The organism is Methylothermus subterraneus (genome assembly GCF_054656915.1).
Window position 1 is genome coordinate 62451 of the sequence record NZ_BAAHXK010000009.1, and the last position, 25290, is coordinate 87740.

Here is a 25290-nt window from a genome sequence, read left to right on the forward strand (position 1 = left end):
TTTTTCCTATCGCTTGACTTACTCGCCATTCTGTTCCCCCTTACTGCATCGCCATGGCTTCCTTCAGGATCCGCGGCGTGATGAAGATGAGCAGTTCGCGCTTGTTGTCGATATTCCGGTCGCGCCGGAACAGAAAGCCAAAGCCCGGCAGATCGCCGAAGAACGGCACCTTGTTGGCGGTCTTGTTGCGCGTGGTCTCGTAGATGCCGCCCAAAACCACCGTCTCGCCGCTGGCCACCTGGACGGTGGTTTCGATCTCACGCTTGTCGATCGGCGGTTGGCCGTTCACGGTTTGGGTTCCACGCGAATCCTTAGTCACCAGGATGTCCATGATGACGTTGTCGTCGGGGGTGATGTGGGGCGTGACCTCGAGCTTCAACATCGCTCTCTTGAATTGGGTTTGCGGGACGGCCAATCCCCCACCGGCAGTCCCTACAACTTGGTAGGGGATCTCTTCGCCTTGCTCGATCCGGGCGGTGGTCTGGTCTTGGGTCACCACCTTGGGCATGGAGATCACATCGCCGCGGTTTTCGTCTTGCAGGGCCGACAGTTCCAACTGCATCAAAAACTGGTTGAGCTTGAACACTGCGATCCCCAAGCCCCCTCCGGCCCCCGGGCCGATCGCTGCCGGTAAATCGACGATGCCGTTGTTGTTGCCCAAAATCCCCCCGAGCAGGGTCTGGGTCTTGCCGGGGCTGCCGGTGTTGCGCGCGGCGTTGAGCCTCACCCCCAGGTCGCGGCTGAAGTCGTCGTTGGCGATCACCACCCGCGACTCGATCAGCACCTGCCGGACCGGGCGGTCCAGAGTGCTTACCAGCTTGCGGATCGCTTCCAGGTGATAGGGGGTATCCTTGACGATCAAGATGTTGGTGCGCTCGTCCGCGTTGACCTCCCCGCGCGGAGACAGAATGCTGCCGCCGGCGACCGCTTCTTCGCCAATTCTGGGCTCCTCGAAGGTGGTCGCGTACTGGGGGGCAAACTGCGGCGCATTCGATGCCTGAGGCGCCTGCGGTTGCTGGGCCTGCTGCTGCATCCCTTTGAGCACTTTCAAGATATCGGCCGCCTTGGCGTAGTTGAGCTGGATGATCTCGGTCTTTAGCGGCTCTTTTTCCTCGCGGAACGAGACGTGCTCGAGTTCCTTCTTTTCCAGGGCGATGATTTCATCCAAAGGCGCCACCCAGATCACCTCCCCTTCCCGGCGCTGCCCCAATCCCTTGGCTTTGAGCACCAAGTCCAAAGCCTGGTCCCAGGGCACGTTGTTGAGGCGTAAAGTCACGTTGCCCTGGACCGAGTCGGCGGCGATGATGTTGAGGCCGGTGAAATCGGCCAGGATCTGCAGCACCGAACGCACCGGGATGTCCTGGAAGTTGAGCGAGAGGCGCTCGCCGACGTAAGGGAACTTTTTCTTCTCGAGCTCTTCCTTTTCGGCGCGGGTCAAAGGCCTAAACTCGATCGTCAAGAGCTTGTCGGTCTGATACGAGGAATAGTCGAAATCGGCGGTGGCCGGGGTCATGACCAGGCGGGTCTTGCGGCCGTCGGAGAAGGCTTCGATGGTCTTGACTGGGGTGGCAAAATCGAGCACGTCCAGCTGCTTGGCCAGCTGCTTGGGCAGCTCGGTATCCAAAAACTCGGCCACCACCTTTCCGCCCTCCTGACGCAAGTTCACCAGGGCATTGGGATCCTTCAGATACACCAGCACCCGCCCTTCCCCTTGGGGTCCGCGGCGAAAGTCGATTTTTTCTATCCTCTGCGTGGGAAGGCCCGAAGGCGGGGCAAATTGCGCCGTGGTAGCCACCGCTCCGGCGTTCTTGAGCAGCAAGCGGACTTCGTTGCCTTCGGCGCTGAGTTCATACGGCACCAAAGACACCAGGTTGGCCACCAAGCGGGTGCGGCCGTCTCCCTCGACGACGTTGACCTCGGTCAGCACGCCGGTGTTGACCGGAACGGTCTTCTTCCCCAAAGCGCTTTTCACGCCCGCAAAGTCGAGCACCAGGCGGGCGGGGTTGTCGGTATGAAATACCTTTGGGGTTTCGGCCGGACCGTCGAGCACAAACCTTAGCTGCACGTTGTCTCCCGCGAGGGTGGCAAACTGAATGTCTTGCAGCTCGACTGCCGCCACCTGACAGGATACAAGCCACAACCAGCCAACCCACCAGGCTAGAACAACTTTTCCTCCCGCATTTGCGAACTTTCGATAACCCATGACTTTTCCCTCTCCCACGCTAACCAATTTCTACTGCGCCAAGGCTAGGCTCGCCTGTCGCTCTCGCCAGGTGCCAGGGGCGTCGGGCACGATTTCCACCAACTCGATCCGGTCGTCGGCGATCTGGGTAATGCGGCCGTGGTTCTGGCCCATATAATTTCCCGGCTTGACCCGGTAGATCGTGCCTTCGGACGTTTGCACGAGCCCCCACAGGACGCCGTCCTTCTTGATCGTGCCCATCATCCTCAGGCTATCCAAGGCATAGGCTTCGAGCTCCTCTTTCGGGCGGGTCGGATCCGGCCGGATGCCGCTGCCGGCCACCGCCACCTGGGGCGGCGGGGTGGGTTTTTCAGGAACGAACGGATCGCGCAATCCTTCCGGATCAAACACAAACGTTTCCGCCGGCTTGATCTCCGGCATCGGCTCGATCGCGCCTTTGGGCCTTCCCTTTACCTCCGCCACGTACGCTTCCAGATCGGACAAATCCCGCTCGCTACAGCCAACCAGCAACGCGCATCCCAAGCAGATAAATACGCGCATTCTCATCTCGATCACCGCTTTGGAGGTTTAGCTTCGGCGATTTCTTCCTCGTCTAAGTAGCGATAGGTCTTGAGCACCGCGCTCATGACTAACTTGCCGTCCTTGGGCTCTATGGCCACATCGTGCACCGTCACAATCCGGGGCAGGGCGGCCAGACCGCTGACGAAGGTTCCCAACTGATCGTACTTGCCGGTTACCCGGACCTTGATCGGCAGCTCGGCGTAGAACTCTTTTTTGATCTCCTCCTGCGGCTGGAACAGCTCGAACTCAAGACCGGCCGCCAGCCCGGTTTGCGATACGTCCACGAGCAGTTCGGGAACTTCGGCCTTGTTCGGCAACTGACGCAGCATGTCGCCAAAGACCCTTTCCATCTCCTTGAGGAGTTGTTTGTACTCTTCCAGATTGGCGGCTTTTTTCTGCTTGGCGGCGAAAGCGTCCTTAAGCCCTTGCTCTTGGGCGCGGACCTGTTCTAGTTCGGCCAACTGGTCCTGGGTGTCGAGGTAAAACCACACTCCGCCGACGGCCAAACAAAGCACGACGATCACGGCGATCTTGACCGGCGTCGGCCAGGAGCCGACCTCCTCGAGGTCCCAATTGATTTCGGCAAGATTCATGACTTATCCCCGGATTTGGCGTGTTCCTGTTTGAACTTCAAGGCAAAAACCCCTTGGCGCTCCTTAGCGGCGCTTTTGGACTCGATGATCTGCAGCCTGGGGTCTTCCAGCCACGGCGAGTCCTCGAGATTGCGCATGTAGGCTGAAACCCGGGCGTTGGATTGGGCGATCCCATGCACTTCCAGGTTGTCCCCGACCTGGATAAATTTAGTCAGATGCACCCCTTCCGGCAGCGTCCGAGCGAGCGCGTCGAACAAATGCACGATCTCCGGGCGGCTGATCTGAAGCTGCTGGATGATTTCCATGCGGGAGACCAGCATTTCGCGCTGTTTCTCCAGGTCCTGAATCTCTTTGATCTTGCGGTCCAAAATAGCGATCTGCTCGGAAAGATAGCGGTTGCGTTGCTGTTGATACTCGATGCGGTCGGCGATCGCCCAGTGCACCGCCACCATCCCCAACGCCGTCAAGCAAAGGCCTAAACTCAAGGCTGCAAGGAAATCCCGCTGTTCAAGCCGGCGCAGCTCCTCGCGCCAGGGCAGTAAATTGATGCGCGCCATATCAGTCAAAACTCCTCATCGCTAAACCGCAGGCGATCATCATGGCCGGAGCCTCCAACCTGAGCGCCTGCGCGTTCACCCGCGGGGCTAAGGTCATTTCTACGAACGGGTTGGCGACCGACGTCGGCAGACCCAATTTCTGTTCCACCAGCTTGTCCATCCCGCCGATCGAGGCGCAGCCTCCGGCCAGCACCAAAGCCCCGACCTCGCGGTGGGAATTGGAAGACAGGAAAAACTGCAGCGACCGCCCGATCTGTTGCACCATGGCGTGCTTGAACGGCTCCAGCACCTCGCTCGTATAACTGTCCGGCAAGCCCCCCTGCTTTTTCGCCAAGCCGGCTTCTTCGTAGGACAGGCCGTACCGGCGCTGAATCTCTTCGGTCAATTGCTTGCCGCCAAATCCTTGCTCGCGGGTGTAGATGATCCGGCCTTGATGAAGGACGTTGAACGTGGTCATCATCGCCCCCACGTCAGCGACGGCGACCGCGCGATCCGCCGGCAGCGGTGGCAACTGTCGCTTGAGCAAAGCAAACGCGTTCTCTAGCGCATACACTTCCACGTCCACGACCGCCGCCTTAAGTCCGGCCAACTCCAACGCCGCCACCCGGTTGTCTACGTTTTCGCGCCGCGATGCCGCCAAAAGCACGTCGTTGAGTTCGGGATTTTTGGCGTTTGGGCCCAAAACTTCAAAGTCGAGATTGATCTCTTCTAATGGGTAGGGAATATATTGATCGGCCTCTAATGCAATTTGGTCTTCGAGCTCGCGCTCAGACAAGGAAGCCGGCATGGTGATGACTTTGGTGATCACCGCCGACCCGGCCACCGCCACCGCCGCGTGTTTTAAGCGGGTGCCGGATTTCTTGACCACCGATTTGATCACCTTGCCGACCGCTTCCACGCTAGCGATGTTTTTATCCACCACCGCGTCCGCCGGCAGAGGCTCAACGGCAAAGCTCTCGACCCGGAGGCGAGCTCCTTGCTTGCTCAGTTCGAGCAATTTGACCGCGGCGGAACTGATGTCGATGCCAAGCAAAGGGGGGCGTTTGCGTTTGAACAACATAGCCGTTATGTTTCCTTCGGCAACAAAACTTTTGAATCTTCCGCGATTTCAGAACGCTTCAGGTGCCGGTCACAGTTTGTAGTATAGTTAAAAATCAAAAATCGACTGGGTGCCAGGCGACCAAATTGTGACCGGTTAAAAAAACCGCACCCTTCAAGACTTTTCGGATTTAACTCCATGCGTGCACTCTGCAAGGGCTTGGCCTGGCTTACGGCAACGGCAGGTTTACTGCTCGCTGGCTTGGCCGCCGCCTATTTCCACCTCGCCCCCCAGCTTCCCGACCCCAGCCGCCTCAAAGCTGTGGAATACCAAACTCCGCTAGAGATCTACAGCCGCGACGGCAAATTGCTTGCCCGGTTTGGGGAAAAAAAGCGCATCCCGGTCAAGATCGAGGAGATTCCAAAACCCCTCATTCAAGCCTTTTTAGCCGCCGAGGACGCGCGTTTTTATGAGCATTCGGGGGTCGACCTGCAAGGGTTGCTGCGCGCGGCTTGGGAACTTCTGCGCACCGGTCGTAAGCGTCAGGGAGGCAGCACCATCACCATGCAGGTGGCGCGCAATTTCTTTTTGAGTCCGGAGAAAACCTATCTGCGCAAGCTCAAGGAGATTTTATTGGCGCGCAAAATCGAAAAGGCACTGAGCAAAGAAGAAATCCTCGAGCTCTATCTGAACAAGATTTACCTTGGTCAACACGCCTACGGGGTCGCTGCCGCCGCGCAGATTTATTACGGTAAATCCTTAGCTGAATTGAATCTTGCCGAAAGCGCGATGCTTGCAGGGATCCCCAAGGCCCCTTCGCGTTTCAATCCCGCTGCCGACCCCGAGCGCGCCAAAGCCCGCCGGGACTACGTTTTAAAACGCATGCTGGAACTGGGCTTTATCGGCGAGGAGCAATACCAAAAAGCGCTTTTGAGCCCGGTCGCCGTTTCTGTAGATCAACCCAAACCGCAGGCGCCTTATGCGGTCGAATGGGTGCGTACCTTGCTCTACGAACGCTACGGCGAGGACCTCTATACCCGCGGGTATCGCGTCACGACCACACTCGACAGCCGGCTGCAGGCAGCGGCCGAGGCGGCGGTGCAAAACGCGCTCCACGCTTATGACGAGCGGCACGGTTACCGGGGGGTAGAAGGCCATCTCGGAGCGCGCCTTAGCGAAGTCGAAAAGCGTCAAGCTCTGGCGCAACTTAAGCCGGCCGGCGCGACTTTGCCCGGTCTGGTTCAGGCTATAGACAACCAAACCCAACGAGCAAGCGTGCAACTGCTCTCCGGCCAGATCGTCGCTTTGGATTGGGAGGGAATTCGTTGGGCGCGGCCGGCATGGGGCGGCAATCGCCTCGGGCCTTATCCGCGCGCGATTGCCGACGTGCTCAAACCAGGAGATCTGATCCGCGTCCGCCGGGATCGCGAAGGCCGCTGGCGGCTGGCGCAGATTCCCAAGGTTCAAGGCGCCTTGGTCTCCCTAGACAGCCGCACCGGCGCCATCCTCGCGCTGGTGGGGGGCTACGATTTTGACTTGAGCAAATTCAACCGCGCCGTCCAGTCCCAGCGCCAGCCGGGATCGGGTTTTAAACCGGTGATCTACACGGCGGCCCTGGAAGCCGGTTTTACTCCCGCCAGCGTGATCAACGACGCGCCTTTGGTGCTGCGCATCGGCAAAACCGAATGGCGGCCGCAGAACTACCACCGCAAATTCCACGGCCCTACCCGCTTGCGCGTGGCTTTACGCGATTCGCGCAATCTGGCGACCATTCGCCTATTCCAAGCCATTGGCTTGGAACGGGTCATCCAAACCGCTTTGCGGTTTGGCTTTCAACCCGAGCAACTGCCTAGAACGCCAAGCCTTGCCCTAGGCAGTGGGTCGGCCTCCCCGCTCGATATGGCAAAAATGTACGCGGTATTCGCCAACGGCGGATTTCGGGTTGAACCTTTTTTGATCGACCGTATCGAACTCAATCACGGGCAAGTCGTAGCCCAAACTCGTCCGCGTCTAGCGTGCAGGGACTGTCTTGAGGCTGCGCCTCGGGTGCTGACGCCGGAGATCCATTATCTGATGCATACCCTGTTGCAGGACGTCGTGCGCCAAGGCACGGCGGCCAAGGCGATGCAGCTCAAACGCACCGATTTGGCCGGCAAAACTGGAACCACCAACGACCAGCGCGACGCTTGGTTCAACGGCTACGCTTCCCCTTGGGTCACCGTCAGCTGGGTGGGCTTTGACTCTTCCGAGCCGCTTGGTTCCGATGAGACCGGCGCCAAGGCCGCGCTCCCGATGTGGATCGAGTACATGCAAACCGCTTTGGACGGACAAGCCGAGCATCCCTTTCCCATGCCGGAAGGAGTGGTGACGGCGTTCATCGACCCGGCCACCGGCCGGCGCACCGGCCCGGAGGGTATCGTAGAATTTTTTCTCAAAGACAACTTGCCTGCTTACGCGCCGGCGACGAACTCACCCGAGCCGGGCAACTCCCAGGATTCGATCTTGAACTCGCTGTTTTAAAGCCGCCATGGAACCGCACAACCGCAACCGCATCCGCATCGCCCAACTGAGCGCGCGGATCATCTTAGAAGAAGGCGTGCGCGACTATTCCGCCGCCAAGCGCAAAGCCGCCCAACGCTTGCGGCTAGGCTGGGAAGAAATGCCCGACGATCAGGCCATCGAGGCGGCTTTGCACGAATACCACAGGATTTTCCGCTTTCAGCAGCAGCCCGACTTTATCCGCAGCTTGCGTCAAATCGCCTTAGAAGCGATGGAATTTCTGGCCGAATTCTCCCCCCGCCTGGTGGGCGGGGTGCTCGACGGCACCGCCGGCGAGTACAGCCCCATTATTTTGCATCTGTTTCCGGACACCCCCGAGGCGGTGATCTGGAAGCTCATAGAGGCCAAGCTGCCTTACCGTGAAGAGCCGCACGTTACCGCGGCCGAGCTGGGAAACCACGAGGCAAAGATTCCGGTCTTAAGCTTTTACTTTAAAGGCTTTTTGACCGAAACCTTGCTGTATCCTCCCAAAGCCTTGCGCACGACCCCCAAGCGCGGAGTGTGCCGCGCCTCGATCAAGGCCTTGCGCCGCTTGCTCGAAGCGGAACCCGGCGCAAGCCGTTAAGCCGGATTCCCTCCTCCGTACTTGCGCCGGAACTTGTCCACCCGGCCTGCGGTATCGACGATCTTTTGCTTTCCGGTGTAGAAAGGATGACACACCGAGCAGACTTCAACGTGGATGTCGCGGCCAAGGGTGGAACGGGTTTGAATGACGTTGCCGCAGCTACAGGTGATCGTGACGGGTTGGTATTCAGGATGAATTCCGGATTTCATGAGCGCCTCGCAAGTTGAATTTTTCTATAATAAAAAACCCTTTGATTTTTTACAACTCGCAACGCGCCTCCAAACCCATGACCGAGCCGCCCAGATTCAATTCGACTTTACCCGTCCGCCGGATCCGCAGCTTCGTTCGCCGCGAGGGACGGCTTACCTCCGCGCAGGAGCGCGCGTTGCAAACCTTGTGGCCGCGTTATGGCCTCCCCACTGACCGCCCCCTCGACCCGGGCGCATTCTTTCCTAGACCGGCGCCGCTGATCTTGGAGATCGGCTTTGGCAACGGAGAGAGCCTGGTGGAGATGGCCAGCCGATTCCCCGAGTTCAACTACCTAGGCGTTGAAGTCCACCGCCCAGGCGTTGGGCACTTATTGCTGCGGCTGGCCCAACTTGGGCTAGAAAACGTGCGGGTTAGCTGCGCCGATGCGGTCGATTTCTTAAGCGACCTGGCGGCAGAAACGTGTCAGCGGATCAACATTTTCTTCCCCGACCCGTGGCCCAAGAAGCGCCATCACAAGCGCCGGCTCATCCAACCGCCGTTCGTGGCGCTTCTGGCAAGCAGGCTGCAACCTGGGGGAATCCTCCACGTGGCGACCGATTGGCCCGACTACGCCCACCACATCCAGTGCATCTTGAGCCAGTATCCGGCGCTGCAAGCCATCGATCCCCAGGCTTTAATCCCTCCCCGACCTTTGACCAAATACGAACAACGCGGCCGGCGCTTGGGCCATCCGATTCAAGACTTGGCCTATCGCAAAGATTCAAGCAAAGGCGCCTCTGCGTTGTAGGCGGCGTTGGCTTCCTTGCCTTCGATCAGCGCTGCGATCGCCTTAAGCTCCCGCTGCTGGACGAGCAGCGGCGCCAAGGCTTGTTCCAGTTTTTGGATCTCCGCCTCCAACGACTCTTTGGATTCGTTGACTTTGCGCAGCACGCCCAAGCGCTGCTCGATCAGCTTCTTATACCCCTTGATCCACTGCACCAAAGGCGACAAGGCGAGCGCGCTCCAGCCGGCGGTCTCGCGGTGAACTTGATGGAGCAACTTGCGCGCCTTGGAGAGAACCGTGGCATACAGTTTCTGGATGACCAGATGCTGTTCCAGCAAAGTGGAAGACAGGCTGGTCCGAAACGCCTCGCCTTCGTTGAACAGGTCTTCGAGCGCCACCTGGTAATCGCGGATGGAAAAAGAAGGCGGTTTGAGCTCCCCATAGCCTGGCACTTCGGCAAACTTGCGATAGATCGCGTTGACCAGCGCCTGCGTCTCTTCCACCGCCTGGACGCCTTCGTGCAAGACCACGGCCAGATCGTCGAACACCGCCTTCATGGCCTGTTTCATCCCATACGTGGTAAAGCTTGCTTCCATAGCTCGGGTATGGTTTTTGATGATCTGATCCACGCGCGTGGGCGCGAGCACCTGCAGCATCCTCTTGACCTGCGCGGCAAACACTGGACGACTGGCCTGGAAGCCATCTACGCTCCTCAAGTACAAGCTCTGCTGCTGGCGCGTCTCCTCCAGCAGCCGCCGAGTCATACCTTCGTTATTGATATCTAAGCTGCGCAGTTCGTCCAATCTGCCCTGCAGCTGCGCAATCTCCGCGACCACCCCGGTCAGCGATTCCGCTACGCGCTGGCCAATCCCGGCGATCACTGCCTGGCGCATGAACTCACGCCGGCCGTCTAAGACATCCTGGGCCAGATAATCCTCAAGCCGTTCCAAGCGGCTTTTCTCCAAAAGCTTGGCGTCGCCCTTGACCTTGGCAAGCAGTCCTTGCTTGGCCGACACCGGGAAAACCAACCCTTCCTGAATTCCCAAAATCCTAGCGATCTCTTTCACCTGCGCCTGGATCGAGCGTTCGATGCTGGTCTCGCTCTGGATGTCGTCCCAGAGCGTATCGATTTTGTTCATCACTACGGCTAGGTGACGCTGGTTTTTACCCTCTGAGCCCCGTACGTGATGCAGCCACATCTCCATGTCGCTCTTGGTGACTCCGGTATCGGCCGCTAGGACGAACAAAATCGCCTGCGCGCTAGGCAACATGCTCAGGGTCAGCTCCGGCTCCGAACCTAAGGCGTTGAGCCCAGGGGTGTCCAGAATTACCAGACCCTCCTTGAGGAGGGGGTGGGGGAAGCTGATCAAGGCATGGCGCCAGCACGGGATTTCCACGCTCTCCGGCGGGATGTCGAAGCCGGCCTTTGCGTCCTCGTGATAGAGCCCTAAGCGTTTGGCCTCTTCTAGGCTGACCCGCTTGACCGCGACCAACTCCTGAAACACCTCCTGCATCTGAATCGGCGAGGCGGGATTCAACTCGATTTGCAGCCAAGATTCGGGCCGATCTTTGAATTCGCTCAACGTCGCCTGATCCAGGCGGGTCTCGATCGCCAGCAGGCGAATGTAGCTGCCGCCTTCGGGGTCATAAAAAATCTCGGTAGGACACATCGTGGTGCGCCCAGGAGTCGAAGGCAACAGCCTAAGGCCGGTCTCGGAGAAAAATAAAGCGTTGATCAACTCGGTCTTGCCGCGGGAAAATTCGGCCACGAACGCGAGCGTGATCCGCTCCGCTTCTAGATTTCGGCGCATGCCCAAAAGCGCCTCCGCCACCTCAGCGGTACTGAGCTCGTATTTTTTGAGCCAGGCATGGTATTGCTCGATCGCCTCGATTAGCCGGCTTTTCCATTGCCCGAAGGCTTTAAGCTGTTGCTGAAGGTGCATCGTACTCATCTCCGGCAAGAACGACTTTAGGTTGCCGTCGGCGCCTCAGGCCGACTTACCTGAAGTGTAGTTCAAAAAGCCGGAAAAACGAGTTAGCTACAGCCTGGTTCAAAACGCGAGCAGCAATGCCAGCTGCTGCAAGGGCGGAACGATCAGCATTTTCAAGACTTGGAGCGCGATCAGCGCGACCAAGGGGGAAAGATCCAAGCCGCCGAGCGGCGGGATCAAGCGCCGACAAGGGCGCAACAGAGGATCGACCAAATCGGTCAATAAGGCATACAAAGGATGGTAAGGGTCGGGACGGATCCAACTCAGAATCGCCTGCAGAAGGACGGCGTAAATGAACACGTTGAAAGCCAGGTCGACCAAGTCGACCAACGCCGACCCAAGGAGCGCCCCCACCGCCACCGCGCCCCCGCCCTGGAGCAAGAAAACCACGTAATCGCCGAGCATCTTGAGCGCCAGCAGCAACACCAAGGCGGACGTATCCACCCGGCCGATGGCCGGGATAAAACGGCGCAGCAAGCGCAAGGGCGGATGGGTGATCTTGACGATGAACTGGCAGATCGGATTGTGGAATTCGGCTCGGACGAGCGGCAGCAGAAACCGCAGCAGCACCGCCAAAATGTACAGCTCAAAGGCAGTGTTGACGACAAACACCAAAGGGTTGGTCAGATACCCGCTCATTCTTCCCCCAACTGGGCAGACAATTCCACCGAACGCGCCCAAGCTGCATCCACCGCTCTTTTGATCAAGGCCTCAAACTCCCCCGCTTGCAAAACCGCCAAGGCCCGTTCGGTGGTCCCGCCGGGGGAAATCACCCGCCGGCGCAGCTCTTGTGGGCCCACTTCCGCCTCCAAAGCCAGCTTGGCCGCCCCCAGCGCGGTCTGCGCGACCAAAAGCCTCGCGGTAGCCGGCGCTAACCCCAAGTTCATGCCCGCTTTTTCCAGGGCCTCCATCAGCAGGAAAAAATAGGCCGGTCCGCTGCCCGAGACCGCCGTCACCGCGTCCAACAGCGCCTCCTCTTCGACCCATACCGTAAGCCCTACCGCGCGCAGCAAGGACTCGGCGCGATTTCTCTGCTCCGGGCTGACGTAAACGTTGGCGTGCAACCCGGTGGCGCCGGCCTGGACCAGCGCCGGGGTGTTGGGCATGGCGCGCACGATGGCTACCTCCCCGCCCAACCAGCGCTCCAAATCCCGCTCCCGGATTCCGGCGGCAATCGAGACGATCAAGGGTTTGCGCGCTTGCACCGGCGCGGCGATTTCTGTAGCGACCTCGCGAATCGCTTGCGGCTTGACCGCCAAAACCACCAGGTCGCAGCAGGCGGCCACTTCCTGAGCGGTACCCGCCGCGTGGATACCCGTGCGTTGGGCCAAAGATTCAAGCTTGTCGCGGTCGATGTCCGCCGCCCAGATGGCATCGGCGGGAAAGCCATCGGCGAGAAGCCCACCGATCAGGCTGCCGGCCATATTGCCGGCACCGACAAACCCAATCCGCCGCTGTTCCCTGTCCATTTTCTCGGGCCAGAATTTAGCGCTTGGCTTTTGGCTTTTTCTTCCGAGGCCGGCACTTGCCATAGGTGCCGCGGGCGATCTTGCCCCGCCGGGTACGCAAGTCTCCTTTTCCCATCGATCCTCCTGCGTTCTACTCAAGCCTTTGGTATTCTAATTTAATGTGGGCCACAAAAAAAGCGCGGTCCCTCGCGCACCCATTCGGCCCGGACGGGTCTAAAAATAAAATCTTTGCCCCAAACCGTATGCTCACCTTGCCTTCCCCCGCTGAGGTGACCGGCCTGATTCTGGCCGGAGGCCAGGCGCGGCGTATGCACGGCCAGGACAAAGGGCTTTTGCTTTGCGCGGGGCGCCCGCTGGTCGCCTACGCCATCGAACTCCTCAAGCCCTTGTGCGGGCGGCTGCTCCTCAACGCCAACCGCTCGCTGGCAAGTTATAGGGCATTTGGCCTGCCGGTGATCACCGATCAAGTACCGGGATTTGCCGGGCCCTTGGCCGGCCTCCTCACCGCCTTGCAAACTGCCCATACCCCTTATTTGCTCGCCGTCCCCTGCGACAGCCCGCGCCTGCAGCCGGCTACCCTAAAAAAGCTTTTGCAGGCGCTGCTTAAGACCGACGCCAAGCTCGCCCTCGCCCACGACGGCCAGCGCCTGCATCCGGTGGTCCTCGCCCTGCGCACCGAGCTGGCCGAGGACCTGGCCGCTTATCTTGCCTCCGGGGAGCGCAAGATCGACCGCTGGGCGAGGCGCCATTCGTGGATCGCCGTCGACTGCAGCGACTGCCCTTGGCAGTTCGCCAACATCAATACCCCTGAAGAACTTGCGGCTTTGGAACGCACCCTGCTGCAGCCGCCATGAACGTCGCGCCTAAAATCAAGATGAGCAATGAAGGTCTTGCGGTTACCGCGTCGGTCACCGCCTACGACGAGCAAGGCCAGCCTTGCCTTAAGGAAATCGCCGCCGAGCGGGCCTTGACCGTGTATCTGGACAAATACGAAATCGTCACCCTCATGACCTTGGGCAGCCATCCGGAACTTTTGGTCTTGGGGTACCTGCGCAACCAGGGGTTGGTGGAGCGCCTGGAAGACATCGAATCCATTCAGGTGGATTGGGAAGTAGAGGCCGCCGCGGTCACCACCTGCGCGCGGCGCACCGAGCACCTGCGGGAAAAGCTGGCGCAGCGCACGGTCACCACCGGCTGCGGCCAGGGCACGGTGTTTGGGCAGCTCAAACAAAAGCTCGAGCAAATCCGCGTGCCCAAGGTCACGGTGCGCCAGTCCACCTTGTACAAGCTGTTAGAAAACCTACGCCAGTACAACGAGGTCTACAAGCGCGCCGGCGCGGTCCACGGCTGCGCTTTGTGCAGCGGCGCGGGGGAAATCTTGTTCTTCTGCGAGGACGTGGGCCGCCACAACGCCGTCGACGCCATCGCCGGCCACATGTGGCTCAACGCCATCGCCGGGCGCGACAAAATTTTTTACACCACCGGCCGGCTGACCTCGGAGATGGTGATCAAGGCCGCGCAGATGGAGATTCCGGTGCTGCTGTCGCGTTCTGGAATCACCCAGATGGGTCTAGATCTGGCCCGCCAGGCCGGGATCACCCTGATCGCGCGGGCCACCGGTAGGCATTTTCTGGTCTACAACGGCCGGGAAAACCTGATCTACGACGCCCCGCCGCCCACGCTCTAAAAGCATTTGCGTGTCAGAATTTTTTACAAACCGCCGCCGTCTTCCCCGTCCGCAGCTTCCTCACTTCCTGCCCGCGCCACAATTTTGCCGCATCCTCGGGTAAGGCGCTGGAGCAGGCGCTGGCACTGGCGCCGGCTAAAGGAGATCTTATAGCGCCGTTCGAGGTGGTCGGCTAAGAGACGCCCGCTCCAGCGCTCCGCCGGGTACCCGAAGGCCTTGGGCGAGCCACCCAGCTCACCGGCCAATTTGGCCAGCTGCGCTTGATCCAAACCGGGCCGGCGCCCTTTCCTGCAAGATTGCAGCTTTTCTTCTCCCCCGCCTATATACCGGTGCGCCCAGCGCTGTAAGGTCTTGGGGTCTTTGTCGAACCAGGCCGCCACCTTCCGGCAGGAAAAGCCCAGCGCGAGCAGAAACAAGCAGTGCAGCTTATGGACCAGTAAGCTTTCCCTGGAAGCCCGACTCGCCTCCAACAAAGCCGAAACCAGCGCTTTCGGGTCGGGAATTTCCAGCCTGCGCATCGCCCTCCCTCCAAATCAAAATCATACGCGGTCAGAGACGCCAGCGCATAGGGCTTTTCTTATGTCGCTTAAGAAATTGGCACCTCGATTGCTTGATAAAAAACGACTGCGAATGCAGTCCAGGGCAGTTTGTATCGAAGACCTTTTTGGGAGGAAAAGTGATGTTTGCAAAGCGATTGAATCGATCTTTAAAGTGGGCGCTGGCTTTAGTCTTGTTGGGGGCAGGCCAAGTGTTCGCCAGTCCCATTTTTCCTGGATTTGACCTTTTTCATACCGACCCAGGAGCTACTTTTGTAGACTTAGGGTTTGGCCAAATATCCTTACGGGGCGTACCTCTCGCTATTCCCTTGCCTCCAGGCCGGATAAGCCACGACGTGGATACCATCGTTTTACGCAAAAATGGCCTAAACGACGGTGATTTAGACCCTAACAACGACTTTGGCGATCTAAATGCTGTCGACATCGAACTGGTGGCGCTTCATCTGATGAGCACTTCCGTGGTGGATTTTACGCCTATAGGCGGTCCTTCCGCAGCCGATTTACACGTAGTCATCAACAAGCCGACGGAGGATATAGGAGCCCCAGGCGGAAATGACGACGGCGTCTGCGATGCCGGCGAGACCTGCCGGACGATTCCCGGGCTCCCTACCCCCAGCTTGTCAGCCTCAACGGGCAAGATGACCGTTAACCACGAGTATGCAAACGGGGGTACATTCAACTCGTTTTTTGACGTTTTTGCCGAATTGATCCTTACCACCCCTGGAGGCGACCCCAACAATCCGGCTGATGTTTTGGGAACGCAAACGTTCAGCGATCATTTTTCGGCGTCGGGCGTATGGTCGCATAACGCAAGATTGGATGACCCGCACACTTCCACCTATCCGGCAGGAGCGTTTTATCCTGGGGTAGACCCCAATAATCTAAGTCCGCTGGGAGGCCAAAAAGTATTAACTCCAGAAACAGCCGCTCTGGCAAGGCATGGGGTTCTGCCCGGGCAAGTGCCCGAACCGGCCAGCTTGGCTTTATTCGGCCTAGGGCTTGGGCTGCTTGGCTGGCGCTGGAGGAGGGCGTAAGCCTTAAGGGGCGCAAGCGCGCTTGCGCCCCGTCTGTCAGAATTTTTTACACGCGATGGGCAGGCTTAAACACGCTTGGTTTCGGATCGATTTGGAAGAGGTGCGCGTCGATCGGCGTGGGTTCCAGGTCCAAGACCCGAGAGCGCGCGAACGCATCGAGCAGATCGGTGCGGCGTTTTTACACGGCTACCACGCGGCCCTGCTCGTGGACGAACCGTTGCGGCTGGCCGAACGCTTGGCGCAGACCGAGGCCGAACTCGTGGGCTTTGCCTACGAGGGAGCAGCGATGGGATTGGCCCTGTCGGATTTTTTTACCCCTTGGCAGCGGCGTTGGTCGGCCTTTCTCCAAGGCCCTGGGGATCCCCACCGCTATATGATGCACGTAGGTTTGGGCTGGGCTTTCGCCAGGTTGCCGGTCGCCATCGAGCGCCGGCTGGTCAGGCTCGACCCGTTGCTGGGGTGGCTGGCGATCGACGGCTACGGCTTCCACCAAGGGTATTTCCACGGGCGGCGGTTTATCGACCGGCAGGAACCCCCAAAGCTTTGGGGTTATGCGCGCTGCGCCTTCGACCAGGGTTTGGGGAGAAGCTTGTGGTTCGTGCAAGGCGCCGACCCCGAGCGCATCGCCGCCGCGATTGCCGCCTTTGCCGAACCGCGCCGTTACGATCTGTGGAGCGGGGTGGGCTTGGCGTGCGCCTACGCCGGCGGCGCCGATGAGGCCGCGCTTAACCTGCTGCGCGAACGCGCGGGCCGCTACCTGCCGCAGCTCGCCCAAGGCGCGGCGTTTGCCGCCAAAGCCAGGCAGCGTGCGGGCAACCTAGCCGCGCATACCGAACTTGCCTGTCGGGTGTTGGGCGATCTTTCGGCTCAAGCGGCGGCTGCGCTCACCGACCAGGCGCTGGCTATGATTTCTCCTTCTGAACCTTTGGCCTACGAGCGCTGGCGCAGACTCATCCAGGCCAGGTTTGCCGAACCGGAGTATAAATATGACTTGGTTTGAAACGGGTTTTTTGCGCCGCCACGCCACTCAACTGGTCGCCTTGGCGCTGGTGGCATTTCTGTATGCTTTTATGCGCTTGCCGGAACTTTCCCCGAGCGCGCGCCAGGAGCTGGCGGCGCGCTTTCACTTTACCCCCTTGCCTTTGCCGGAGCTTCCAGGTTATCACCCAAAGATGGTGCGCCAGGTGCATCCCAGCCTGGAGCGGATCTCGGCCTGGATCTCCTCGGTCGGGGCCGCGGTGGCGCTGGCCGACCTCGATGGCGACGGGTTACCCAACGACCTGTGCCTAGTCGATCCGCGCATCGACCAGGTCATGATCGCGCCCGTCCCCGGCACCGGCGAGCGCTACCAGCCGTTTGCCTTGGACCCTCAGCCTTTGGCGGTGGATTCGACCATGGCGCCGATGGGATGTTTAAGTGGCGATCTCAACGAGGACGGCCACGCCGATCTGTTGGTCTATTACTGGGGGCGCACTCCCATCGCCTTCTTGCGCCGCGCTCCTTTTGAAACTACCTTGCGCCCGGCAAGCTACGCGCCCCAAGCGATCGCCCCCGGGAGCGAGCGCTGGTTTACCAACGCCGCCACCCTGGCCGATCTCGACGGCGACGGCCACCTCGATTTGGTCGTCGGCAATTATTTTCCCGACGGTGCCCGCATCCTCGACGCTCAAGGGAGCGGGATCGAGCGGATGCACGACACCATGGCGCGGTCTGCCAACGGCGGGCGCAAACACTTCCTGCTCTGGACCCAAGCCAGCTCCGGCGAGCAGCCTGCGGTGCGGTTCCGGGAAGTGACAGGCATCGCCGGCGCGGGCGAACGGGGCTGGACCTTGGCGGTCGGGGCCGCCGACCTGGACGGCGACCTGTTGCCGGAACTCTACTTCAGCCACGACTTCGGCCCCGACCGCCTGTTCCACAACCGCTCCCGCCCTGGGGAGCTCGCCTTCGCCGAAGTCAAGGGCCGGCGTGCTTTCACCACCCCGAAGTCCTTTGTGCTGGGCGAGGACTCCTTCAAAGGGATGGGGGCCGATTTCGGCGATTTAAACGGCGACGGCGCGCTCGACATTTACGTCAGCAACATCACCAGCCCGTTCGCGCTGCAGGAAAGCCATCTGGTCTGGCTCAGCGCCGGTTCCAGCGCAGCCTTACGCCGCGGTCTGGCGCCTTACATTCAGGGCAGCGAACGGTTGGGGCTGTCGCGCAGCGGCTGGGGATGGGAAGCGCGGCTGGCGGACTTTGACAACGACGGCGTGTTGGAAGCGGTGCAGGCGACCGGGTTCATCAAAGGCGAGGTCAACCGCTGGCCGGAGCTGCAATCGCTCGGCACCGGCAACGACCAGATGCTCAGCGACCCGCGCCACTGGCCCAGGTTCCAACCCGGTACCGACCTAAGCGGCCACGAAGCCAACGCCTTCTTCGCGCGCGCCGGCGACGGCCGCTACTACGACCTCGCCCGAGAACTGGGGTTTCAGCCCATGGTCAGCCGCGGCATCGCCACCGCCGACGTGGACGGGGACGGCGACTTGGATTTTGTCGTGGCCAACCAGTGGGAGCCCTCGCTCTTCTACCGCAACGACTGCCCGCGCTGCGGGGCGTTCTTAGGCTTGCACTTGCGCCTAGGCGGGGCTTCCGACGCGGTCCGCGTTCGCCCTGGCCACCCCGGCCCAGACGTCATCGACTGTCCGGCGATAGGCGCCCAGGCGCGCGTGTTTTTGTCTCAAGGGCGCACCCTCATCGCCCAGGTCGACGGCGGCAACGGCCATTCGGGAAAGCGCAGCCCCGATCTGCACTTCGGCCTGGGATCCCACCGCCAGGCAGTAAACGTCGAGCTGAGTTGGCGTGGACCGGACGGCCAGCCGCACCAAAAGACGCTCAACCTCACCCCGGGCTGGTACACGATCCAGCTTGGCGCTTTGGAGAAAGCCGATGAAAGCCTTTGAGACGGTCACCAGCCGCTATTTTTACCCCGACGGCAACCCCTATTTTAGGCTGTTTGCCCTAGGGTATTTTGCCTTGCTGATCACCGCCTGGACCTTCCTGGGCCACACCGTGCTGGGATTCGAGCAATCCTTTGCCCAGCCGGTGGTGGGCGTGGTCAGCGCCTGCTTTGCCCAGTGGCTTTTGGAATGGGTCGATGCCTGGAGCAAGCAGCGCCCTCCACGCTACCGCGGGGGATTTTGGCCCTTGGTCAATTTCCTGCTGCCGGCCTGGATCCCGGGGCTGGCGGTGGCGATGCTGCTTTACCCCAACGAGCGGCTGTGGCCTATCGCTTTTGCGGCTTCGCTTTCCATTGCTTCCAAAGTGTTGTTCCGCGCGCCCATCCACGGGGCCAGCCAACACGTTTTCAACCCCTCCAACTTCGGCATCACTACGACTCTGCTCCTGTTTCCTTGGATCGGCCTGGCTCCGCCTTACCACTTCACCGAAAACGTCAGTGGCGTCTGGGACTGGGCGATCCCCGGAGCAATCTTGGCCAGCGGGATTTTCCTGCACGCCTTATGCACCGGCAGGCTCCCGCTGTGCCTGGCGTGGCTGGGAGGATTTTTGCTGCAAGCCGCGATACGCTGCGCGCTTTTCGACATCCCGTGGCAAGTGCCGCTCGTCCCCATGACCAGCGCGGCGTTCATCCTGTTTACCTTGTACATGATCCCGGATCCGGCCACCACGCCTCTTAACCCCTATCGCCAGGTCTGGTTTGGCTTAGCGGTGGCGGCCGTGTATGGCCTGCTGCAAGCGCTGCACGTGGTGTTTGGGCTGTTCATCGCCTTGTTTTTGGTCTGTGCGCTGCGCGGGGCGGGGCTGTACGTGCGCTTTTACTATCAGCGTTGGACGAACTTGAAAGCGGCGGAGGTAGGAGCCAAATGAGAATCGCGATCGTCGGCCTGGCCTGCATTTATCCGGACGCCAAAAATCCCGTTCAACTGTGGGAAAACGTCCTGGCCAAAAGGCGCGCTTTCCGCCGCCTGCCGCCCGAACGCCTGAACCTAGACGATTACTTTGCGCCCGATCCGGCCGTACCCGACGCCATCTACGCCCAAGAGGCGGCGGTCCTCGAAGGCTATGCGTTCGACCGGGTCCGCTTCCGCATCTCCGGTTCCACCTTCCGCAGCGTTGACCTTAGCCACTGGCTGGCGCTGGAAGTGGCCGGCCAAGCTTTGGCCGATGCGGGTTTTCCCGAAGGCGAAGGCTTGCCCAAGGACACTGCCGGCGTACTGGTCGGCAATACCTTGACCGGCGAATTTTCGCGCGCCCAAGTATTGCGCCTGCGCTGGCCGTACGTGCGGCGGGTAGTAGAGGAGCGCCTGGTCGCCGAAGGCTGGAGCGTGCCCCAACGGCAGCGGTTTCTTAAAGCGCTGGAGGAGCGCTACAAGGCCGCCTTTGAACCGGTGGGGGAGGAGACCTTGGCCGGCAGCCTGTCCAACACCATCGCCGGGAGGATCTGCAACCACTTCGGCCTGCACGGCGGCGGTTACACCGTGGACGGGGCATGCAGCTCCTCCTTGCTGGCCGTGGCGCAGGCGTGCCTGGCCTTGGAATCTGGGGAACTGGATGCGGCTCTGGTCGGAGGGGTGGATCTGAGCTTGGACCCCTTCGAACTGGTCGGCTTTGCCAAGGCCGGCGCTTTGGCCAAAGACAAAATGCGCGTCTACGACCGCGCGTCCAACGGCTTTCTGCCCGGAGAAGGCTGCGGTTTTGCGGTCCTCTTGCGCGAACAAGACGCCCGCGCCTTGGGGCTTAGGATTTACGCCTCGATCTGCGGCTTAGGTATTTCTTCCGACGGCGGCGGGGGCATCACCCGGCCGGAGAGTCTAGGCCAACGCCTGGCTTTGGAACGCGCCTACCGGCGCGCCGGCTACCCGATCACCAGCGTGAGTTTGATCGAGGGGCACGGCACCGGCACCCAGGTGGGCGATGAGGTCGAGCTTGCCACCTTAAGCCAGATGCTGGCCAGGGCGAAGTGGAAGATCGCGCTCGGCTCGATCAAGGCCAACATTGGCCACACCAAGGCCGCCGCTGGAATCGCCGGCCTGATCAAAGCGACGCTAGCCGTTTACCAGCAAATCCTGCCGCCTGCCACCGGCGTGGAAACCCCCCATGCGCTTTTGACCCAAGGCCCGCTCTACGCGCCGGAGCAAGCCCGACCCTGGCCTGAAAACAGGCCGCGGCGCGCCGGGGTGAGCGCGTTTGGCTTCGGCGGAATCAACGTGCACGTGACGCTGGAAGGCGAAGGTCACCCTCAAAACTGCAATCCTCATCGGCTGGCTCCTTTCCATCTGGCAAGCGCCCAAGACGCGGAGCTGTTTGTGCTGGAAGCCCGAGACCCGTCTGACCTGAGCGCGCAAGTCCAGCGCCTGCGCGGCTTGGTGGCCAGACTGTCTTACGCCGAACTGACCGACCTGGCCGCTTGCTTGGCCCAAGGCATCGCGGGGAAACCGTGGCGGGCCGCCTTAGTCGCCGCCACCCCCACAGAGCTGGAAGAACGCCTAGCCAGCTTGCAAGCTTGGCTGGACGCTGGAACCCGCGAGCGCTTGGATGCTCAAGCCGGGGTCTTCTTAAGCGCTAGGGCGACCTCGCCGCGCATCGCCTTCCTGTTTCCCGGCCAAGCCTCGCCGGTGCGTTTTAGCGGGGGGATCTGGCAGGAGCGCTTCGCCGAAATTAGAAGCCTGTATCCCAAGACGAACGACAGTTGTCCTGCAGAACCCATCTCAACCGCCCTCGCCCAGCCAGCCATCGCGCTTGCTGAACTGGCCGGGATCAAAGTGCTAAAGTCTTTCAAGCTGGAGGCGGATCTGGTCATAGGCCACAGCCTAGGAGAGCTCATCGCCCTCCACTGGGCCGGGGCGATGGGGGAGGAGAGCCTACTGGAGCTCGTCCAAGCCCGCGCCCAGGCGATGGCGGCGGCTCCCGGATCGGGGGCGATGGCGAGCCTGGCGGCTCCTGCCGAGCAGGTGCAAACCCTCTTGGCCGGCCAAACGGCCGTCGTAATCGCCGGCTACAATTCTCCTCAACAGACCGTGATTTCCGGCCCCACCCAAGCCGTCACGCAGATCGTCGCCAAAGCTCAGACCCTTAAGATTGCCGCGATAAGGCTTGCAGTCTCCCACGCGTTTCACTCCCCACTGATGGCGCCTGCAGCCGAACGCCTCACCCCGCACCTTAACCGGAAACGCTTTTACCCTGTAAGCCGCCGCGTCCTGTCCACCGTCACCGGCACTTGGCTAAAGCCGGAGGAAGATTTGAGGGCGCTGCTGCGCAGGCAACTGACTTCTCCGGTCCGGTTCCGCCAGGCCCTGACCTTGGCGTTGCCTGAGGCCGACCTCTGGCTCGAGGTAGGGCCGGGGCAAGTATTGAGTGGGCTGGTGCGGGCAACAGCGTCTGTGCCGATGATCGCTTTGGATTGTGCCGGCAACTCCCTGCGCGGTTTGCTGTGCGCCCTTGGGGCAGCTTACGCGCTAGGCGCCAGAATTGAGCTCAAGCGCTTGTTCGCCGACCGCTTTTATCGCCCCTTTGATCCCGACCGGGAGCTTCGGTTTTTATCTAACCCTTGCGAGCGTGCGCCCCGCTTTGCCAACCAGGCCGTCGCGGCGGAAAACCACGCCGCTGCACCCGTCTTGGAGAATCCTGTAGAGCCTCAAACCGCCGCCCTGCCTTTGCTCCGCGAGTTGGTGGCCCAACGAGCCGAACTTCCGGCTACCGCAATTCAAGATCACCACCACTTGTTGCGCGATCTGCACCTAAATTCCATCACCATCAGCCAGATCATCGCCGAAGCGGCCAAGCGTTTGGGCCTTGCGCCGCCGCTGGCGCCTACCGAATACGCCGGGGCAACCTTAGCCCAGGCCGCCCAAGCTTTGGAGGAATCGCGCACACGCGCGGTCGGCCGCTTAAGCGAGGCCGTACCTTTGGGCGTGGACGCTTGGGTGCACGCCTTGGCCGGAGAGTACCTTACCAGACCGTTGCCCAAGCCAGCAAAGCGCAAGCTTTCCCCTCCCAACTGGCAGGTGTTTGCGCCCGCGGGGCACCCGCTCGCTCCCCTTCTGGCCAAACGCTTGCAGGCCTTAGGCGGCCAGGGGGTCTTGGTCTGCCTTTCCCCGGAAGCCGAAGACTTCGGCCTGTTGCTTGCCGCCGCCCACGCCGCGCTCAAGCTAGAGCAAGGACGGTTCGTTTTAGTCCAACACCGCGGAATCGCCGCCTCTTTTGCCCGCAGCCTATATTTAGAAGCCCAAACGCTGACCGTGTGCGTGGTGGACGTGCCGCCCACGCCAGCCGCGGGCGATTGGGTAGTAGCCGAAACGCAAGCGGCCGAAGGTTATCGCGAGGTCTATTACGATGCCCAAGGACAACGCTGGGAACCGGCGTTGCGCCTACTCGCCCTGGCCGAAGACGGGCCGCTCCCGCTCGGTCCCCAAGACGTGCTTTTGATCAGCGGGGGCGGTAAGGGGATTGCCGCCGAGTGCGGCCTGGCGCTGGCCCAGGAAAGCGGAGCCAAGCTCTTGCTCTTGGGGCGCTCCCGACCTGAGAAAGACCCGGCGTTGGCGGCCAATCTAAAACGCTTTGCGGCGTTGGGCGTCGTCTTTCGCTACCACGCGGCCGATGTGACCGACGCGGCCGCAGTGCGCCGCGCGCTCGTCGCAGGCACCGCCGAACTCGGTCCGGTGACGGCGATCTTGCACGGGGCGGGGGTCAATCGGCCGTGCCCGGTGCGCCGTCTGGACCAAGCCGCGCTCACCGAGGCGATTGCGCCCAAGCTCGCCGGGCTTGCCCATCTCTTGGCTGCGGTCGATGAGCAGCGGCTCCGCCTCCTGATCGCTTTCAGCTCTATCATCGGCCGCATCGGCTTCCACGGCGAGGCTCATTACGCTTTGGCCAACGCGGCTTTGAGCCGGAGGCTTGAAGATTTTCACCGCGACCATCCGCACTGCCGCTGCCTAGCCGTGGAATGGTCGATCTGGTCCGGGGTTGGGATGGGCGAGCGCCTGGGAAGGGTGGACGCGCTGCTCGGCCAAGGCATCAGCCCGATTTCGCCGGAGGCGGGGATCTCGTGGCTGCGCCGCTTGCTCAAAGCCACTACCCCGGTCCGGGTCGTGGTCAGCGGCCGCCTAGGGAGCAAGCCGGCGCTTCCCATCGTGCCGGAAACCGGGCTGCCTTTTCTTAGGTTCCTGGAGAACCCGCGCCTGTTCTATCCGGGAATCGAATTGGTGGCCGAGGCGGAGCTCTCTCCAACCCAGGACCCTTATCTGGACGATCACGTCCTGCAGGGCGAACGGTTGCTGCCGGCGGTGATGGGATTGGAAGCAATGGCCCAGGCAGCCCAGGCAGTGACGGGTGAAACCAAGGTTCCAAGCTTTGAGGAGGTCAAATTTTTGCGGCCCATTGCCGTCGGCGAAGAGGGGATCACGCTGCGCATCGCCGCCTTGGTCCGCCACCCCGGCACGGTCGAAGTCGCGTTGCGCAGCAGCCAGACCGCTTTCCAGTGCGATCACTTCCGTGCTCTCTGCCGGTTTGATTTGGCTCCCTTGGAAGAGAGGGCGCCGCCGGACAGGCGACCCTGCAAGCTGGCGCTCGACCCCGACCGCGACCTTTACGGCCGCCTCCTATTTCAGCGCGGGCGGTTCAAGCGCCTCGCCGGCTATTACCAGCTGGCGGCTTTTGGCTGCCAGGCCGAGCTCACCCAAGCCGAGAGCGCTTGGTTTTCTCCGTATCTGCCGCAAGAACTGCGCTTGGGCGACCCGGGTTCGCGCGATGCCGCCGTCCACGCCGTACAAGCCTGCATCCCCGACGCTTTGCTCTTGCCCGTTGGGCTGACGCGCTGGCGGCCAGGCGACTTACGCGCTCCCGGCCCTTGGATCGTCCGGGCCCAAGAACGCGCGCAGGAAGGCGAGGTGTTTTGCTACGACCTGGAGGTTTACGGTGCAAACGGCGTCTTGCGCGAGCGCTTTGAGGGTCTGCAGCTGCGCCGGATGCAGGCCAGCGCGCAAACCCATTGGCCCAGGGGATTGCTCGTTCCGCACGTGCAGCGCCAAGTCCGCGACCGAATCGGCGCCAGCGTTCACCTTATGACCTTAGGCGAAGACTCGCCCAGTTTACGTCAGGTCTTCCGCCGCCCGGACGGCAAGCCGGTGACCTTGAGCGCCGAAGCGATTTCTGTAGCCCACTGCGGAGGCTGGACTCTGACGGTTACAAGCGCCAATCCGGTGGCGTGCGATCTGGAACGCATCGCACCACGCCCGTGGCGCGAGTTGTTGGGGGAACGCTATGCGCTGGCGGAGCTGATCGCGCGCCAGCTCGAAGAGGACTTCGATTCGGCGGCCACGCGCGTCTGGACTGCGCAAGAGTGCCTGAAAAAGCTGGGGCTGGCCTGGGACACACCGATACTCTGCAAAGCCGCTGCCGAGCGCTGGGCGGTTCTTAGCGCTGGAGCCGGCGCCATCGCCAGTTGGTGCGGGGAAGTGGAAGGGGCTAAAATGGCGCTTTCGATCTTGAGCCTTAAGGCTTTTTAAGC

Annotated in this window: 21 protein-coding genes; 10 read left to right on the forward strand and 11 right to left on the reverse strand. The window is 61.2% G+C overall.

Annotation, left to right across the window (positions count from 1 at the left end; genetic code table 11):
• Nucleotides 1-40: 40 nt before the first annotated feature.
• The 5 genes from ACYQ3M_RS09185 to ACYQ3M_RS09205 form a co-directional block, all read right to left on the reverse strand.
• On the reverse strand, nucleotides 41-2140 hold the full coding sequence (locus tag ACYQ3M_RS09185) for a type IV pilus secretin PilQ (protein ID WP_460035781.1): 2100 nt from the start codon (nucleotides 2138-2140) through the stop codon (nucleotides 41-43).
• A 93-nt stretch (nucleotides 2141-2233) separates the two neighbouring features.
• Nucleotides 2234-2743 (reverse strand): pilus assembly protein PilP, encoded by a 510-nt coding sequence (locus ACYQ3M_RS09190; protein WP_460035782.1) that lies wholly within the window; start codon nucleotides 2741-2743, stop codon nucleotides 2234-2236.
• Between the two features lie 11 nt (nucleotides 2744-2754).
• Nucleotides 2755-3357: a type IV pilus inner membrane component PilO gene (locus tag ACYQ3M_RS09195; protein WP_460035783.1), complete on the reverse strand. Its 603-nt coding sequence runs from the start codon at nucleotides 3355-3357 to the stop codon at nucleotides 2755-2757.
• Entirely contained in the window at nucleotides 3354-3914 is a 561-nt protein-coding gene (locus tag ACYQ3M_RS09200) for a PilN domain-containing protein (protein ID WP_460035784.1), read from the reverse strand. The genes ACYQ3M_RS09195 and ACYQ3M_RS09200 overlap by 4 nt, the downstream gene beginning before the upstream one ends.
• Nucleotide 3915: 1 nt before the next feature.
• Nucleotides 3916-4974, reverse strand: a complete 1059-nt coding sequence (locus tag ACYQ3M_RS09205) for a pilus assembly protein PilM (RefSeq protein WP_460035785.1) — start codon at nucleotides 4972-4974, stop codon at nucleotides 3916-3918.
• Between the two features lie 177 nt (nucleotides 4975-5151).
• Here ACYQ3M_RS09205 and ACYQ3M_RS09210 point away from each other — a divergent pair, with 177 nt between their 5' ends.
• On the forward strand, nucleotides 5152-7473 hold the full coding sequence (locus ACYQ3M_RS09210; RefSeq protein WP_460035786.1) for a penicillin-binding protein 1A: 2322 nt from the start codon (nucleotides 5152-5154) through the stop codon (nucleotides 7471-7473).
• A 7-nt stretch (nucleotides 7474-7480) separates the two neighbouring features.
• A complete protein-coding gene (locus ACYQ3M_RS09215; RefSeq protein WP_460035787.1) occupies nucleotides 7481-8077 on the forward strand; it encodes a hypothetical protein in 597 nt (198 codons plus the stop codon).
• Here ACYQ3M_RS09215 and rpmE read toward each other — a convergent pair.
• The gene (gene rpmE, locus ACYQ3M_RS09220) at nucleotides 8074-8286 is read right to left on the reverse strand and encodes a 50S ribosomal protein L31 (protein WP_460035788.1); all 213 of its coding nucleotides are present in this window, start codon (nucleotides 8284-8286) and stop codon (nucleotides 8074-8076) included. The genes ACYQ3M_RS09215 and rpmE overlap by 4 nt on opposite strands.
• Nucleotides 8287-8363: 77 nt before the next feature.
• Between rpmE and trmB the strand changes: the two genes are divergently transcribed.
• On the forward strand, nucleotides 8364-9074 hold the full coding sequence (trmB, locus tag ACYQ3M_RS09225) for a tRNA (guanosine(46)-N7)-methyltransferase TrmB (RefSeq protein WP_460035789.1): 711 nt from the start codon (nucleotides 8364-8366) through the stop codon (nucleotides 9072-9074).
• On the opposite strand, the gene ACYQ3M_RS09230 is transcribed toward trmB, so the two are convergent.
• From ACYQ3M_RS09230 to ACYQ3M_RS09245, 4 genes are all read right to left on the reverse strand, one after another.
• On the reverse strand, nucleotides 9035-10993 hold the full coding sequence (locus ACYQ3M_RS09230; RefSeq protein WP_460035790.1) for a dynamin family protein: 1959 nt from the start codon (nucleotides 10991-10993) through the stop codon (nucleotides 9035-9037). The two genes, trmB and ACYQ3M_RS09230, sit on opposite strands and share 40 nt — an antisense overlap.
• Before the next feature lie 108 nt (nucleotides 10994-11101).
• Nucleotides 11102-11680 (reverse strand): YggT family protein, encoded by a 579-nt coding sequence (locus tag ACYQ3M_RS09235; protein WP_460035791.1) that lies wholly within the window; start codon nucleotides 11678-11680, stop codon nucleotides 11102-11104.
• Nucleotides 11677-12510 carry a pyrroline-5-carboxylate reductase gene (proC, locus tag ACYQ3M_RS09240; protein ID WP_460035792.1) on the reverse strand — a complete coding sequence of 278 codons (834 nt, stop codon included), beginning with the start codon at nucleotides 12508-12510 and terminating at the stop codon, nucleotides 11677-11679. Before proC ends, ACYQ3M_RS09235 begins: the two co-directional genes overlap by 4 nt.
• A 16-nt stretch (nucleotides 12511-12526) precedes the next feature.
• Nucleotides 12527-12625: a 30S ribosomal protein THX gene (locus tag ACYQ3M_RS09245; RefSeq protein ID WP_460035793.1), complete on the reverse strand. Its 99-nt coding sequence runs from the start codon at nucleotides 12623-12625 to the stop codon at nucleotides 12527-12529.
• Nucleotides 12626-12752: 127 nt separating this feature from the next.
• Between ACYQ3M_RS09245 and mobA the strand changes: the two genes are divergently transcribed.
• Both mobA and ACYQ3M_RS09255 read left to right on the forward strand, forming a co-directional pair.
• Complete coding sequence (gene mobA, locus ACYQ3M_RS09250; protein ID WP_460035794.1) at nucleotides 12753-13364, forward strand: molybdenum cofactor guanylyltransferase MobA; 612 nt, start codon at nucleotides 12753-12755, stop codon at nucleotides 13362-13364.
• Entirely contained in the window at nucleotides 13361-14197 is an 837-nt protein-coding gene (locus tag ACYQ3M_RS09255) for a formate dehydrogenase accessory sulfurtransferase FdhD (protein WP_460035795.1), read from the forward strand. The genes mobA and ACYQ3M_RS09255 overlap by 4 nt, the downstream gene beginning before the upstream one ends.
• Nucleotides 14198-14220: 23 nt before the next feature.
• Here the strand turns inward: ACYQ3M_RS09255 and ACYQ3M_RS09260 are convergent, their stop codons facing one another.
• Nucleotides 14221-14715, reverse strand: a complete 495-nt coding sequence (locus ACYQ3M_RS09260; protein ID WP_460035796.1) for a helix-turn-helix domain-containing protein — start codon at nucleotides 14713-14715, stop codon at nucleotides 14221-14223.
• Nucleotides 14716-15089: 374 nt separating this feature from the next.
• Here ACYQ3M_RS09260 and ACYQ3M_RS09265 point away from each other — a divergent pair, with 374 nt between their 5' ends.
• From ACYQ3M_RS09265 to ACYQ3M_RS09285, 5 genes are read left to right on the forward strand one after another with little or no spacing between them, the layout of a single operon-like run.
• Nucleotides 15090-15788, forward strand: a complete 699-nt coding sequence (locus tag ACYQ3M_RS09265; protein ID WP_460035797.1) for a PEP-CTERM sorting domain-containing protein — start codon at nucleotides 15090-15092, stop codon at nucleotides 15786-15788.
• 55 nt (nucleotides 15789-15843) lie between these two features.
• A complete protein-coding gene (locus ACYQ3M_RS09270; RefSeq protein ID WP_460035798.1) occupies nucleotides 15844-16788 on the forward strand; it encodes a DUF1702 family protein in 945 nt (314 codons plus the stop codon).
• Nucleotides 16775-18727 carry a CRTAC1 family protein gene (locus tag ACYQ3M_RS09275; protein WP_460035799.1) on the forward strand — a complete coding sequence of 651 codons (1953 nt, stop codon included), beginning with the start codon at nucleotides 16775-16777 and terminating at the stop codon, nucleotides 18725-18727. The genes ACYQ3M_RS09270 and ACYQ3M_RS09275 overlap by 14 nt, the downstream gene beginning before the upstream one ends.
• Nucleotides 18714-19652, forward strand: a complete 939-nt coding sequence (locus ACYQ3M_RS09280; RefSeq protein WP_460035800.1) for an enediyne biosynthesis protein UnbU — start codon at nucleotides 18714-18716, stop codon at nucleotides 19650-19652. Before ACYQ3M_RS09275 ends, ACYQ3M_RS09280 begins: the two co-directional genes overlap by 14 nt.
• Nucleotides 19649-25288, forward strand: a complete 5640-nt coding sequence (locus tag ACYQ3M_RS09285) for a type I polyketide synthase (protein WP_460035801.1) — start codon at nucleotides 19649-19651, stop codon at nucleotides 25286-25288. The genes ACYQ3M_RS09280 and ACYQ3M_RS09285 overlap by 4 nt, the downstream gene beginning before the upstream one ends.
• The last annotated feature ends 2 nt before the right edge of the window (nucleotides 25289-25290 follow it).

Coding starts and splice junctions, on each gene's coding strand:
- ACYQ3M_RS09230 (WP_460035790.1), bottom strand. CDS start 10,993: ATGCACCTTCAGCAACAGCTTAAAGCCTTCGGGCAATGGAAAAGCCGG.
- ACYQ3M_RS09210 (WP_460035786.1), top strand. CDS start 5,152: ATGCGTGCACTCTGCAAGGGCTTGGCCTGGCTTACGGCAACGGCAGGT.
- ACYQ3M_RS09255 (WP_460035795.1), top strand. CDS start 13,361: ATGAACGTCGCGCCTAAAATCAAGATGAGCAATGAAGGTCTTGCGGTT.
- ACYQ3M_RS09200 (WP_460035784.1), bottom strand. CDS start 3,914: ATGGCGCGCATCAATTTACTGCCCTGGCGCGAGGAGCTGCGCCGGCTT.
- ACYQ3M_RS09285 (WP_460035801.1), top strand. CDS start 19,649: ATGAGAATCGCGATCGTCGGCCTGGCCTGCATTTATCCGGACGCCAAA.
- ACYQ3M_RS09280 (WP_460035800.1), top strand. CDS start 18,714: ATGAAAGCCTTTGAGACGGTCACCAGCCGCTATTTTTACCCCGACGGC.
- ACYQ3M_RS09235 (WP_460035791.1), bottom strand. CDS start 11,680: ATGAGCGGGTATCTGACCAACCCTTTGGTGTTTGTCGTCAACACTGCC.
- rpmE (WP_460035788.1), bottom strand. CDS start 8,286: ATGAAATCCGGAATTCATCCTGAATACCAACCCGTCACGATCACCTGT.
- ACYQ3M_RS09270 (WP_460035798.1), top strand. CDS start 15,844: ATGGGCAGGCTTAAACACGCTTGGTTTCGGATCGATTTGGAAGAGGTG.
- ACYQ3M_RS09215 (WP_460035787.1), top strand. CDS start 7,481: ATGGAACCGCACAACCGCAACCGCATCCGCATCGCCCAACTGAGCGCG.
- ACYQ3M_RS09245 (WP_460035793.1), bottom strand. CDS start 12,625: ATGGGAAAAGGAGACTTGCGTACCCGGCGGGGCAAGATCGCCCGCGGC.
- proC (WP_460035792.1), bottom strand. CDS start 12,510: ATGGACAGGGAACAGCGGCGGATTGGGTTTGTCGGTGCCGGCAATATG.
- mobA (WP_460035794.1), top strand. CDS start 12,753: ATGCTCACCTTGCCTTCCCCCGCTGAGGTGACCGGCCTGATTCTGGCC.
- ACYQ3M_RS09195 (WP_460035783.1), bottom strand. CDS start 3,357: ATGAATCTTGCCGAAATCAATTGGGACCTCGAGGAGGTCGGCTCCTGG.
- ACYQ3M_RS09275 (WP_460035799.1), top strand. CDS start 16,775: ATGACTTGGTTTGAAACGGGTTTTTTGCGCCGCCACGCCACTCAACTG.
- ACYQ3M_RS09260 (WP_460035796.1), bottom strand. CDS start 14,715: ATGCGCAGGCTGGAAATTCCCGACCCGAAAGCGCTGGTTTCGGCTTTG.
- trmB (WP_460035789.1), top strand. CDS start 8,364: ATGACCGAGCCGCCCAGATTCAATTCGACTTTACCCGTCCGCCGGATC.
- ACYQ3M_RS09190 (WP_460035782.1), bottom strand. CDS start 2,743: ATGCGCGTATTTATCTGCTTGGGATGCGCGTTGCTGGTTGGCTGTAGC.
- ACYQ3M_RS09205 (WP_460035785.1), bottom strand. CDS start 4,974: ATGTTGTTCAAACGCAAACGCCCCCCTTTGCTTGGCATCGACATCAGT.